Source organism: Methanococcoides sp. NM1 (assembly GCF_900774285.1).
Taxonomy (GTDB): domain Archaea; phylum Halobacteriota; class Methanosarcinia; order Methanosarcinales; family Methanosarcinaceae; genus Methanococcoides; species Methanococcoides vulcani.
Genome location: NZ_CAAGTW010000008.1, coordinates 90,130 through 102,539, shown reverse-complemented (window position 1 = coordinate 102,539; position 12,410 = coordinate 90,130). Strand labels below are relative to the sequence as shown.

Genomic DNA, 12,410 nt, shown 5'->3' with positions numbered 1-12,410 from the left:
AGGAAAGATATGAACGACAAGGAGATCATAGAAGCCGTACTTTTTGCGGCAGGGGGAGCTGTTGACACCCAGACGCTCGCAAAGGTCGTTAACAGATCAGCAAAGACCATCACACCCGTTATCCAGACCCTTATGGAAGAGTATTCAACAAGGGATTCCGGGATGGAGATCATTGACCTTGGCGGACGCTATGTGATGCAGGTCAAACCAAAATATACTGACCTTGTAAGCCCGGTAGCTCCAAAAGAATTGAGAGCCCCGATCCTTCGTACGCTTTCCATGATAGCTTACCATCAGCCTGTGGTACAATCAGAGCTTGTGGACATGAGAGGCAATTCAACATACGACCATATACGTGAGCTTAAAGAGAGAGGATTTATCGAAGCAGTGCCTCACGGAAGAACAAAACTTCTCCAGACAACGCCACTTTTCGCAGATTACTTCGGACTTAGCTCCAACGATCCGGAATCCATAAAGAAAAGGATAGTTGAACTTTCCCGCCAGCAGAGCGGAAATGAGGGACTTGACAGGTGGCTTGGAAGGAAGTTCGTGGGCATCACACCCATGTACCGGTCACTTGCTGATCTTTGCGGGATCAAGGATTACAGGGTCATTAATGCCTATAACCCTACAGAGGAAGAACTTGAAAGCCTTGCTGACGTATTTAAGCTGGTAGTCTCCAGAGGCTATGAGGAAAAGGTCAGCAAATTTTACGATGGCGAGATCATCGAGGTCAGGTCCACCACCTTTGGCGACATAATCGATGCCATAAACGCACTTGAGAGCGTTGCTGATCCTGAAAAATCAAAGGAGAACATCGAGCTGATAACGGATCTGCGGGACAGGTATGTGTCAAAGGCGCTGGTCATCAGCAAGAAGGTGAAACCTGCAACAGATATGATCGCACGTATCGTCAGCGACCTGAGGCTTGGGGTTTCTGCTGAAGGTTGTGTCATAGCTCCCGATTATGGCACCTCCGGTGAGGGAGTGAACATCTCCGAGGGAGCCGACATCCTTGTCCCGACACACTCTAAAGTGGACGGGGACATTGTGGACAGGGTCTGCAGGAAATATGATGCTATCATAGATGGCCTGAAAAATCTTGAAAAATAACACTTTTTAAATGGCATTTAAATAGATATATAAGGAGAAGGGTATAAGTTTATATACGGTATTGGCAAATATACCCATCCTTAAATACTGAGGATCAAAGAATATGACGGAATATAATATCAAGATAGAGAACGTGGTTGCGTCAACCAAACTTGCTGAAGAATTCGACCTTGTAAAGATAGAAGCGGAATTCGAAGGCGCAGAATACAATAAGAAGAAGTTCCCGGGACTTGTATATCGCGTTACCGATCCAAAAGCCGCATTCCTTGTATTCACATCCGGAAAAGTGGTATGCACCGGTGCAAAGAACGTCGCGGATGTACACACAGTCATCGGAAACCTGGCAAAAAAGCTCAATGGAATCGGAATCGAGACCATTACTGACCCGGAGATAACCGTACAGAACATTGTTGCTTCAGCTGACCTTAAAGCAGTGCTTAACCTTAATGCAATTGCTATCGGACTCGGTCTTGAGAACATCGAATACGAGCCAGAACAATTCCCCGGACTTGTTTACAGGATCGCTGAGCCAAAGGTTGTCGTACTTATCTTCAGTTCCGGAAAACTTGTGGTCACAGGTGGAAAGTCACCTGAGAACTGCGAGGAAGGAGTAGAAGTCGTAAGACAGCAGCTTGACAATATGGGACTTTTGTAAATGGATATTCAGATCCCCCTGGACAAGAACGATGTTTGTATCCTCATTCCCGCACTGAATGAGGAAGCAACAATAAAGCAGCTCATCGAGGATTTCCAGGCAGAAGGATTTGAGAACATCCTTGTCATCGATGGACACAGCCATGATCGCACCCGCGAACTTGCTGAAGAGAGCGGTGCAAGGGTCGTAGTCCAGGAAGGAAAAGGCAAGGGCCAGGCAGTTCAGGAAGCTTTCCAGCTTATCGAGGACCCCTACACCGTCATGATCGACGGTGATGGAACCTACCTTGCAAGCGATATTTATACGGTTCTGGGACCGCTTCTTGAAGGACGTGCTGACCAGACGATCGGCAACAGATTTGCAAACTATGAGCCGGAAGCATTTACAAAATTGAACCTGACAGGCAATAAAGTGCTTAACAAGCTTTTTGGCCTGGCATATGGCATCTGGCTGGAAGATATCCTTACAGGATACCGCGGTTTCACACGTAAAGTGATCAAGGGCCTTAATCTCAACGAGATGGGATTTGAGATCGAGACAGAGATCACTGTTGAGAGTGTTAAGAACGAGATGAAGGTCGAGGTCGTACCCATCACATACGTCTCGAGGCATTCAGCAGCAGCCACCAAGCTCAACCCATTCAGAGATGGGATCAAGATCGGAAAAACGATCATCAGGATGGCAAGATTGCACAACCCGATGTTCTATTTTGGGATATTCGGCACGATACTGACGCTATCAGGTATCGGCGTGGGACTTTATGTGATTAATGAGTGGTTAAGCGGAGTTACCCGCATACCAATGACAATACTGACCGCCTTATTAATACTTACAGGCATACAGATGTTCATTTTCGGGATGTTGAGCGATCTTATAGTCTCACTCCACAGGGAAACTATGCGAATGTTGCGCAAGAACAACGAGCGTTAACCCTTCTACCAGACTAACTTTTTATAGTTATTTTTTGATAGCATACCAATGTTCTTTTGCTGAGAGCAACTTTTGAAGAGCTGCACTCAAGCAAACTTTATTTGCTTTGATTGCAAGCAAATCTTAATACTTTGAGATTGCCAAAACGTAGCCGGTATGCAAAAGCCCCAATTAAAAAAAGTAATGGCTAATAGATAGCGATTATGAGCTACTATTCCGCCCGATTGGTGGATGGTTATAATATGTGTTATTTGCAAGGAAATGCTTCAATTTTACTTTACATAAACTAAAGTTGATTTTTTGACAATGCTTATATAAAATACCTCCTTTTTTTAGTCAACTAATAACGAGGTTATAATAATGACAATAGTAGAAGATGCCAAAGCTGGTCAAATTACAGAACCAATGAAAGTTGTCGCAGAGGTCGAAGGTCTTGAGCCGGAATTCATCAGACGTGGAATCGCTGCAGGAAGGATTGTAATACCAACCTCCCCATACAGGGATGTTAAGTACTGTGGTATTGGTGAAGGATTGACCACAAAGGTCAATGCATCAATCGGTGCTTCCTCAGATATTGTCGACATCGACATGGAGATCAAAAAAGCAAAGGCTGCAGAAGCTGCTGGTGCAGACACACTTATGGAGCTTGGAACCGGTGGAGATTTCCTCGGAATCAGGAAAGCTGTCTGTGATGCGACATCACTTTCAGTTGGATCAGTTCCTTTATACCAGGCATTTATCACAGCTGCAAAGAGAGACGGTTCGATCATCCACATGACAGAAGATGACCTCTGGAACGCAACTGAAGAACAGGCAAAGCTTGGTACAAACTTCATGGCAATCCACACAGGTATCAACAACATCGTTCTCGACAGGCTCAAAGCACACGGTCGATATGGTGGTATCTGTTCACGTGGCGGTGCTTTCATGACAACATGGATGCTCCACAACGAGAAGGAAAACCCACTTTATTCTGACTTCGACTACCTCTGTGAGATCCTCAAGGAACACGAAGTTGTTCTCTCCACAGGTAATGGAATGCGCGCAGGTGCTATCCACGATGCTACTGACAGGGCACAGATACAGGAGCTCATCATCAACTCCGAGTGCGCACAGAAAGCACATGACAAGTACGGCCTTCAGGTCATTGTAGAAGGTCCAGGTCACGTACCACTCGATGAAGTAGAGATGAACGTCAAACTTATGAAGTCCATGAGCGGACACAAGCCATTCTACATGCTCGGTCCACTTGTAACAGATATCTCCCCGGGAAGAGATCACATCGTAACTGCTATCGGTGCAGCAACATCTGCATCACACGGCTGTGACTTCCTCTGCTACGTAACCCCTGCAGAGCACCTTGCACTTCCAAACATCGAGGATGTTATTGAGGGTGTCAAGACATCCAAGATCGCAGCACACGTCGGTGACATGGTCAGACTCGGAAAGCGCGACCAGGATCTTGCAATGGGCAGGGCACGCAGAGACCTTGACTGGGAGAAGATGTACAGTCTTGCACTCGACCCAGAACTTGCAAGAGAGATAAGAACTGGCAGATCCTCAGCAGATGAAGATGCATGCACAATGTGCGGTGACTTCTGTGCTGTGAAGATCGTCAACCAGAGCTTCGACCTTGCAAAGTAATGCCATTGGCATTACTTTAATCTTCTTTTTAAACGGTCACGATGTGACCTTTATACTTTCTTTACAACTCCAACTATTTTTACATCATTTTTTAGTTTAAATGCAGAAAGCTATAGCTATGCTTTGATGACTTTAATTAAAATATCAAAATAAAATAAGCGAATCACCATTCCATGTCAGAATGGTGCTAAACATCGAACTAGCAGAACGTACCCCCTGAAAAAATAAGATCAATAGGGGGTCTTAGTTACGTATGACAGGTCGATCTTTGAAACGTTGGCTTTCTGAACAAGGAGAATAGACTTCCCATAGTCAGGATTCTCATAATTGAAGATCAACCATGTGATCTCGTCTTCTTCTACTTCACGGCAATCCGTGATGTTATCATACCATATGATAGATGATGATGCACCGTCAAGTAAATAGAGATAACCTGACAGCTCGTGCCCCTCAGGCACATTTTTAATCATTTCAAGAATGGAATTAATCATCTTAGTAACACCCATTTTAACAAACCCTGAACGTATAAAATGATTTTGGTGAAAACAACCATGAATACGACATCGGCTTTAACTTTTTTAGAAGATTTGCCTGCCTGACGATCTCATATAAATAATGACTCATCGGACAAAAAAAATGGGAACTCCATTCCCGAGGCCCATGATATAACTTCATAGACAAAATTGTGAACCAGAACAAATGATCAGCAGATAGCAAACAAACTCATAAAATAGGACATTGGACCATTCTGTCCATCTTTTCCGATTTCTTACCTAACAGAAACCCTTAAATCCAGATTCACCATAAATCCCGATGGGAGACACATTAATGAAAAAAGCAATTATTGATACAAACAAAGGTCAGATCGTTCTGGAACTATTCGAAAAGGATGCACCAAAGACAGTTGCAAACTTTGAGAAGCTCATCAAACAGGGATTTTACAATGGCCTTACCTTCCACAGAGTAATACCAAACTTTGTCATCCAGGGAGGATGTCCAAAAGGAAACGGTTCAGGTGGACCCGGATACACCATTAAGTGCGAGATAAACCCTAAGAAGCATACAAAGGGTGCACTTTCCATGGCACATGCCGGAAAGAATACCGGAGGAAGCCAGTTCTTCATTACACATTCCCCACAGCCACACCTTGACGGAGCACACACTGTTTTCGGAAAGGTCATCGAGGGTATGGATGTGGTCAACAAGATCAAAGAAGACGATGTAATGACCAAATTAAGAGTGGAAGAGGAGTAAACTCCGACTCCATTCCCATCTTTTAACAACAGAAGGAAAATGGAAGCAATAAGAGGGCTGTTCACAGCATGCGGGTATGCATACCCGGTCATGAAGAAGCTAGCCCTGTTGTTGATCCTTGCCCTCGTACTACTATTAATAATAAAGTCTGTGATGTAACATGGATCAAAAGACATTCAACAAAGTCAGGGTCGCAGGACTTGTCGTCAACGAGATCGAGGACCTGGCACCAAAAATGTACCCATATGTAGAATTCGTAAAGAACGAAGATGAAAGCGAAGGCAAATACAGTGTAACCCCGCTCTCAGGAGAGGGACTGGAAATGCACGAAATGCTCCAGAACAAATACCAGAAATGGTATGCTTGCGTTCTGGAATTGCTAGAGCAGTATTATCCTGAAAAAGCCGAGGAATTCACACAAGCATATGAGAACGCTATCCCTTACGTCACTCTTGAATGCAAACCAAGAGTTCCAAACAGCTGCAAAATGCAGTTCGAATTCGTCAAGTACCTGACTGCCCAGAAAACAATACTTTCACATCTTTTCTCAAGGATCTCCACCATGGAGATCACAGAAAGCGAACCAGATACAATCGAGAGTGAAGATGTTGGAATTACAGGCGGGGAGATCCCACTGGAAATGAAGGCTTTGCTTTTCAAACAGGCCATCAAACCGGTCCTTGATGAAGAGATTCAAAAATTCAGGGACAAACTGGTTCAGGAGAAGTGCGAACTCCGCGAGGTCACAGATCTTTCCGAAGACATAATCGCCTCTGATGCTGCAGACATAGAGCAGATAAAAACCAAATGTACCAGTCTTCAGCAGACCTGCCGTAAAGATACCTTGTGCACAGAAAACATAAAGCAACTGGCAACACTATTCAATATAATAAGCAGACTATGAGTTCTGCTTTTTATAATATTTTAGTATAGCATCTCAAAGGATGGAGGAAAGCAGATGAAAATTATAAAGTGCAGGGACCTTGGATTCAATTGTGATTTCATGGCAACAGGTGCTGCATCTGAATCTGATGATGTGAAACAAAAAATGATGGATCACATAACTGAAAATCATCTCTTAGAGAAAGAGATGTCAAAAGAAGACCTTGAAGAGATAGCCTCACGTATCGACATTCTGCTGAGCAGAGGTTGCGGCTGCGGAGCCCTTTAAGTTAAGCCCCGCATAATATTGCAACACAATGTTATAATTTGCAGTTCTTGCAATTGGAAAGGCCGCAGATCTTATTCTCGAACTTCCATTCGAGACCCCACTTCTTAATGGATTGAATGATCTGTATGAACTCTTCCCCGCTTCTGGTCAGAGAATAAGTGTGTATAACAGGGTCCTTTGAATCATCAAGCGTCTTCTTCACAAGACCTTCCTGCTCCAGTTCCTTGAGCCTTATTGAAAGGGTCTTCGGAGTAATGGTCTGTAACTTCTTCTTAAGTTCGTTGAACCTTTTTTCCTCGTTGTTGCCCTTGTAAAGCTCCAGCAATATGCACAAAGTCCATCTCTTGCCAATTATATCGATCGTTTTGTAGATGGTACAATCTTTCATAGTATCAGGAAAGAAACTGGCATTATATATAGAAGTATCCCAAATATACTGGATAACGAAAAGATAACAATTTTTGGAGGAGAGTACTAAATGACAAAGGACATACCTGAAAAGGGAGCAATTATTCAGAGGGACAAGGAAACATTCGCGATCGCACCACATATCGCCGGAGGTATTGCATCACCGGACCTACTCAGGAAGATAGCTGATGTGTCTGAGAAATATGGCGCAGCTGCAATTAAGATCACGTCTGCCCAGAGAATGGCCATCGTGGGTCTCAAAGAAGAAGACCTTGACAATGTATGGGAAGAACTTGAAATGAAGCCAGCCGCTGCGATCGGCCTCTGTGTCAGGAGCGTTAAGATATGTCCGGGAACCACATTCTGTAAACGTGGACAGCAGGACTCTGTCGGACTTGGCCTCAAGCTTGATGAGATATACCATGGAATGGAACTGCCATCAAAGCTCAAGATCGGTGTATCGGGCTGTATGAACTCCTGTGCTGAGAACGCCATCAAGGACATCGGTATCATGGGCACACCTAAAGGATTCACCGTTATGGTCGGTGGCAGTGCCGGACTCAGACCACGTCTTGCAGAGGTCATTGCAGAGGAGCTCGATGAGGAAGAGGTTCTTGCTCTTGTTGACAAGATCATCACATACTACAAGACCCACACAAAGAAACACAGGCTTGGAAGGATCATTGACGACATCGGACTTGACACCTTCAAGAAAGAAGTCGGTCTTTGAGCAAACGATTATTACGACCGCCAGGGTTCTTTTCAAGAACCCTGACATCCCCGTGCATCGCTTACGAACACGATCTACAGGGTGATCCGGACAAAGGACCCTGCTTATTTTCCTGATGAATATAGAGGAGACCATGCAGATCAGCTTTTATTATACCGGAGAGTTCGGAAGGAAGGTTATCGGCAATGTGGTGAATTCCAGCACATTCTGCACATCCTGCGGAGAACTTTGTGACCATTGCAGAGAGAAAAAGAGATCGTATGCTGACCGGATCGTTGACATATACGAGTTCCCGGCCGACCTGCCACAATTCATCGAAGAGCCTGAAGAATACCTGCCTGAGAATATGGGCAAATGTGATCTGCTGATCGCCATAGACCTTCATCCGGACATTCTTTCCGTCCTACCGAAGATGGCGGAGATGTCAGGTGCAAAGGCTGTTATCGCACCCATAGAAGTTCCGAAACTTGCACCTGCCGGACTTGTCCAGCAAATAAAGGAAAGCCTTGAAGCAGAGGGAACAGACTGTGAGTTCCCAAAACCATTCTGCTCACTTGTAAAGACAGGAAAGACACTGATCGATGAATTTGTAGATATGGGATTTGGCAGGCCTCTGCTTGCCATAGAGGTAGACAAAGAAAGGAACATATTCACACATGCAAAGGTCCTGAGGGACGCTCCATGCGGATCCACATGGTATGTCGCTAAAAAACTTGGCTGGACGGATACCGAAGTCTACAAGGAGACCGTATCCGGAGCACACCACGCATACCCATGTACTGCAAGTATGGACAAGGACCCGCAACTGAAAGATACAATCCTGCATGAAGCCGGATACATAATCAGGAAAAGCGTTGAAGAAGCAGCCCATATTAAAAATAAAAAAGAAGAAGTTCCGTCTGAAGATGAAAAATGAGGTGAGAACATTACTGAAGATAACCCTTTGAAGATAGCTGTTCTCAGATGCGATATCGTATCCGAGGCCTGCCCGGGAACAGGATGCTTTAAAGCTTTCAACGAACGGAGAGTAAAGTTCGCCGACTATGATGATAATACACAAATGGTTGCTTTCTTCACATGCGGAGGCTGCTCAGGCAGACGCGTATTCCGGTTGGTGCGCTCACTCCGGAAAAACGGAGTGGATGTGATACACCTGAGCTCATGCCTGCAGATGAAGAACTACCCGGAGTGCCCGCATATCGATACCATCAAGAGAACCATCGAAAATGCAGGTATCAAAATTGTTGAGGGAACACATCACTGATAACTAATAATTGAGAATGGAGAGGATACAATGGTTAAACGCATGATAGTTAAGATCGATGAAGATAAGTGTACAGGTTGTGGTCAATGTGTTTCTCCCTGTGCCGAAGGAGCCATACAGATAATCGACGGCAAGGCAAAGGTCGTTTCCGAAGAACTCTGCGATGGCATGGGATTCTGCATTGGTGTTTGTCCTGAGGGAGCTATCACCATCGAAGAGAGACAGACCGTGGAGTTCAATGCTGAAAAAGCAGAGGCACAGCCAAAGAGCACTGATGTCTCCATCAGGTGTTTCAGCTGCGGTACCGGGGAAGATGAAAGGTACCTCATGCCTATGAGGCATAAGATGGAGAGTCTCTGGGTCTGTACACGCTGTCTGCCCCAGCTTATCCATGGGTGAAGCAAATTGATAGAGCTTGAACTCACATCAAGACCGGATCACCTCTGCGACTACACGTTCAATTTCTACTGGCATGAAAAAGAACTTGAACCCGGTGCAGTTATCCCGCACCAGAAAAGTACTGAATATACATACAGGCAGCTTGTGGACGAACTCAAAAAAGGAGAGGACGTTCACATAAAGGGAAGTGTCGGTTCAAGGTTCGCATATAGCCTGGGGGTTGACCTTGCACATTTTGGCGGGACGGGTAAGACCGAGCCTGCCGGACGTATCTTCGTAGAAGGCGATATAGGGCCGGAAGCAGGGATGGCAATGTCAGCAGGCACGCTTTACCTGAAGGGAGATATTGAGGAGCCACTGGGAAACATCATCGAGGTCAGTTCCGATGAGGAAGGATACAGGAAGTTCATTTCCATCACAGAGCTGCTCTGTGGCAACAGCTCCGAAGTCCCCATTGGGAACAGTTTCGATGCAGGGAACAAAGAACTGGTACTGACAGACAACATCCTCCGCGGAACCCTTGCTTCAAGATGTGACTGCAATGCAGAGATCATTGTCGAAGGACATGTTTACAACGGCACCGGACTCCTTATGGAGAACGGTACCATCACGGTCAGGGGCGATGCAGGGCTCAACACCGGTGCACACCTGAACGGCGGCAATGTTGTGATCGAAGGCACTGTAGGTGAATTTGCAGGTGCTTACATGAAAGCCGGCGTCCTGCTGTTCAATGATGCGAAAGGATATGCCGGTGCAGGCATGCTTGGTGGCACCATCTATTCCAGAAAGAAGATACCACCCGCACCCCCGGCTGAGAAAATGAGGATGGGAGGCAAGGACAGCTCGACCGTACGGAAACTCACCGGCTCGGGGCGCGTGGAGTCCATGCTTTACAACAAGTACGAGGTCGGCGAGGAGAAAGCTCAGTATATCAAGGTGAAGATGAGGGACGGTTCCATCGTTATGCGGAAAGTGGACTGAGAAGACGAATCTGGTATGCCTTGAAACCCTTCCTACATAAAATATATATAAACCAAAATTGTATCCTGATAGTATTAGATATACCGAAAAAGGTTGGATATGCTTGACTACTGAGAGAACTGAAGATTACCTGAAGGCTATTGACACCATAATTGAGAAAAAAGGATACTCGCAGGTTAAGGATATTGCGCGGTTCCTGAATGTCAGCCCTTCCAGTGTTACCGGAATGTTCAAGAAGCTAACCAAAGAGGGATACATCAATTACGAGAAATACGGAGGAGTTACCCTCACTCCGGAAGGAAGGAAAGTTGCCAGGAGCACTAAGGAAAAGTACAGTGTCCTGCATGAGTTCCTGATCCTGCTTGGAGTTGATGAGCTCACCGCTGATGACGATGCATGCAAGATGGAGCATGCTGTTACACCCCAGACACTTGAAAAACTCACGAAATTCAGTGAATTCGTCCACCGCAATGATGATATGCCAAACTTTTTGAGCAACTTTAAAATTTACTGTGAAACTGGCAAGATCCCAAAATGTGACAAGTCTAAAAATTAAAAAATACGAAGAAGAACAGTATGAACAGATCATCACGATATGTTACACACTTTTTCCCCTTTTCGAGTTAAACTGTAGGTCCGAGTTGTATCTGAGGGACGCTGGAATAACCAGTCCCGCAGCTTCTGCCACAACAGCCTGAACAGGATCCAGAGATCGATGAACATGATCTGCTGTCGGTTATTTCAATATATCCCATTTTTTCCATCATATCGATCATACCATTTAGCTGGTTCTTACTAATATCCAACTTCTTTGCAAGCTCGTTAAAAGTTAGATGTCCACCAACATCACGAATCTGTTTTAGAACGTATCTGAACCCAACTACCATTCCATAACCTCCTGATCAAATGCCCGACAATACCGGGAAGTCTTTTTTCCATGCAAGATAACCGATCAATGAAATGATACCCAGAAATATGCCAGGCTTCATGTCATCCATCGGGACCCAGTTCTTAAGATCTACAGAGAATTGCGATTAACTGCTGATTTTTTCAAAGCAAATTTTTTGGCTAATTTTTTGAGCATTTCTCAATATTTAAAACACCAGAATGGGTGTTGAACTATCTAGCCGTAAGGAAAGGATATTGGGAGGATAACACCTCCTAAAAAGTTTAACACCAACGTTTTTGACCGCCACGCAGAATCAACACACATTATTACCACCTGCTTAACAGGAAAACACTCGTTTGTTTGTATACCAAACTAAATTAGTAACTACAAAAAGCATATATAATATTCGCACTCTGTTTGCATGACAATAAAATTGTGGGTTAACCAAAAGTAAACCAATCGGAAAAATCGAGGACAAAATATGACGAAAAACATTATTGTGTATGGAAGTACTACAGGGAACACCCAAACCTTGGCTGAGGAGATCGAAGATACGCTGAAAAGATCCAATGGGGACGTCGAGCTGGTGGAAGTAACGGACCTGCAGCCGTCTGACCTGACTGCCTATGACCTGATCCTTCTGGGATGTTCAACTTGGGGAGAAGGTGAATTGCAGGATGACTTCATCTCTTTTGAAGATGGCATGAAGGATATCGACCTAAGTGGGAAGAAAGCTGCCTGTTTCGGACCAGGGGATAGTGATTACTCACTGTTCTGTGAGGCTGTGAACATGCTCGAAGAGAGGTTAAAGGACTGCGGTGCACAGGTCATTGTCGAAGGTCTGAAGATCGATGGTGATGTGGATGCCCAGCTTGACAAGGCAGAAGAGTGGGCGGAAAAGGTTGTCCAGGCAGCAAGTTGATCGAGGTCACAAGTGATTCTATATCATAAACCGATAACAGGGTGAAATTC

17 protein-coding genes are annotated in these 12,410 nt (G+C 45.0%); 14 read left to right on the top strand and 3 right to left on the bottom strand.

What is annotated here, in order from left to right; all coding sequences use genetic code 11:
- The first annotated feature begins 9 nt into the window (after positions 1 to 9).
- The 4 genes from scpB to thiC all read left to right on the top strand — a co-directional run bounded on the left by scpB (position 10) and on the right by thiC (position 4,342).
- The gene (scpB, locus tag E7X56_RS09245; RefSeq protein ID WP_135606528.1) at positions 10 to 1,113 is read left to right on the top strand and encodes an SMC-Scp complex subunit ScpB; all 1,104 of its coding nucleotides are present in this window, start codon (positions 10 to 12) and stop codon (positions 1,111 to 1,113) included.
- 103 nt (positions 1,114 to 1,216) lie between these two features.
- Positions 1,217 to 1,768 (top strand): TATA-box-binding protein, encoded by a 552-nt coding sequence (locus tag E7X56_RS09240; protein WP_135606477.1) that lies wholly within the window; start codon positions 1,217 to 1,219, stop codon positions 1,766 to 1,768.
- The gene (gene aglJ / locus E7X56_RS09235; RefSeq protein ID WP_135606476.1) at positions 1,769 to 2,698 is read left to right on the top strand and encodes an S-layer glycoprotein N-glycosyltransferase AglJ; all 930 of its coding nucleotides are present in this window, start codon (positions 1,769 to 1,771) and stop codon (positions 2,696 to 2,698) included.
- Between the two features lie 360 nt (positions 2,699 to 3,058).
- Complete coding sequence (gene thiC, locus E7X56_RS09230) at positions 3,059 to 4,342, top strand: phosphomethylpyrimidine synthase ThiC (protein WP_135606475.1); 1,284 nt, start codon at positions 3,059 to 3,061, stop codon at positions 4,340 to 4,342.
- 230 nt (positions 4,343 to 4,572) lie between these two features.
- On the opposite strand, the gene E7X56_RS09225 is transcribed toward thiC, so the two are convergent.
- Positions 4,573 to 4,833 (bottom strand): hypothetical protein, encoded by a 261-nt coding sequence (locus E7X56_RS09225; RefSeq protein ID WP_135606474.1) that lies wholly within the window; start codon positions 4,831 to 4,833, stop codon positions 4,573 to 4,575.
- Positions 4,834 to 5,170: 337 nt separating this feature from the next.
- On the opposite strand from E7X56_RS09225, the gene E7X56_RS09220 reads away from it, so the two are divergent.
- From E7X56_RS09220 to E7X56_RS09210, 3 genes are all read left to right on the top strand, one after another.
- A complete protein-coding gene (locus E7X56_RS09220; protein ID WP_135606473.1) occupies positions 5,171 to 5,596 on the top strand; it encodes a peptidylprolyl isomerase in 426 nt (141 codons plus the stop codon).
- Positions 5,597 to 5,756: 160 nt separating this feature from the next.
- Positions 5,757 to 6,500 (top strand): hypothetical protein, encoded by a 744-nt coding sequence (locus E7X56_RS09215; RefSeq protein ID WP_135606472.1) that lies wholly within the window; start codon positions 5,757 to 5,759, stop codon positions 6,498 to 6,500.
- A 54-nt stretch (positions 6,501 to 6,554) separates the two neighbouring features.
- The gene (locus E7X56_RS09210) at positions 6,555 to 6,767 is read left to right on the top strand and encodes a DUF1059 domain-containing protein (RefSeq protein ID WP_135606471.1); all 213 of its coding nucleotides are present in this window, start codon (positions 6,555 to 6,557) and stop codon (positions 6,765 to 6,767) included.
- Between the two features lie 31 nt (positions 6,768 to 6,798).
- On the opposite strand, the gene E7X56_RS09205 is transcribed toward E7X56_RS09210, so the two are convergent.
- Positions 6,799 to 7,155, bottom strand: coding sequence for a helix-turn-helix domain-containing protein (locus E7X56_RS09205; RefSeq protein WP_135606470.1), 357 nt, complete (start codon positions 7,153 to 7,155; stop codon positions 6,799 to 6,801).
- 90 nt (positions 7,156 to 7,245) lie between these two features.
- Between E7X56_RS09205 and E7X56_RS09200 the strand changes: the two genes are divergently transcribed.
- From E7X56_RS09200 to E7X56_RS09175, 6 genes are all read left to right on the top strand, one after another.
- Positions 7,246 to 7,905 (top strand): NAD(P)/FAD-dependent oxidoreductase, encoded by a 660-nt coding sequence (locus E7X56_RS09200; protein ID WP_135606469.1) that lies wholly within the window; start codon positions 7,246 to 7,248, stop codon positions 7,903 to 7,905.
- A gap of 133 nt (positions 7,906 to 8,038) precedes the next feature.
- Positions 8,039 to 8,821: a DUF166 domain-containing protein gene (locus tag E7X56_RS09195; protein ID WP_135606468.1), complete on the top strand. Its 783-nt coding sequence runs from the start codon at positions 8,039 to 8,041 to the stop codon at positions 8,819 to 8,821.
- Between the two features lie 27 nt (positions 8,822 to 8,848).
- Positions 8,849 to 9,169 carry a CGGC domain-containing protein gene (locus E7X56_RS09190; protein WP_371413364.1) on the top strand — a complete coding sequence of 107 codons (321 nt, stop codon included), beginning with the start codon at positions 8,849 to 8,851 and terminating at the stop codon, positions 9,167 to 9,169.
- Between the two features lie 30 nt (positions 9,170 to 9,199).
- Positions 9,200 to 9,568: an ATP-binding protein gene (locus tag E7X56_RS09185; RefSeq protein ID WP_135606466.1), complete on the top strand. Its 369-nt coding sequence runs from the start codon at positions 9,200 to 9,202 to the stop codon at positions 9,566 to 9,568.
- Between the two features lie 6 nt (positions 9,569 to 9,574).
- A complete protein-coding gene (locus E7X56_RS09180; RefSeq protein ID WP_244603479.1) occupies positions 9,575 to 10,549 on the top strand; it encodes a formylmethanofuran dehydrogenase in 975 nt (324 codons plus the stop codon).
- 103 nt (positions 10,550 to 10,652) lie between these two features.
- On the top strand, positions 10,653 to 11,105 hold the full coding sequence (locus E7X56_RS09175; protein ID WP_091687985.1) for a metal-dependent transcriptional regulator: 453 nt from the start codon (positions 10,653 to 10,655) through the stop codon (positions 11,103 to 11,105).
- 67 nt (positions 11,106 to 11,172) lie between these two features.
- Here E7X56_RS09175 and E7X56_RS09170 read toward each other — a convergent pair whose 3' ends face one another.
- Complete coding sequence (locus E7X56_RS09170) at positions 11,173 to 11,436, bottom strand: FeoC-like transcriptional regulator (RefSeq protein WP_091687983.1); 264 nt, start codon at positions 11,434 to 11,436, stop codon at positions 11,173 to 11,175.
- A 483-nt stretch (positions 11,437 to 11,919) separates the two neighbouring features.
- Here E7X56_RS09170 and E7X56_RS09165 point away from each other — a divergent pair, with 483 nt between their 5' ends.
- Positions 11,920 to 12,360, top strand: coding sequence for a flavodoxin (locus E7X56_RS09165; protein WP_135606465.1), 441 nt, complete (start codon positions 11,920 to 11,922; stop codon positions 12,358 to 12,360).
- Positions 12,361 to 12,410 lie beyond the last annotated feature (50 nt).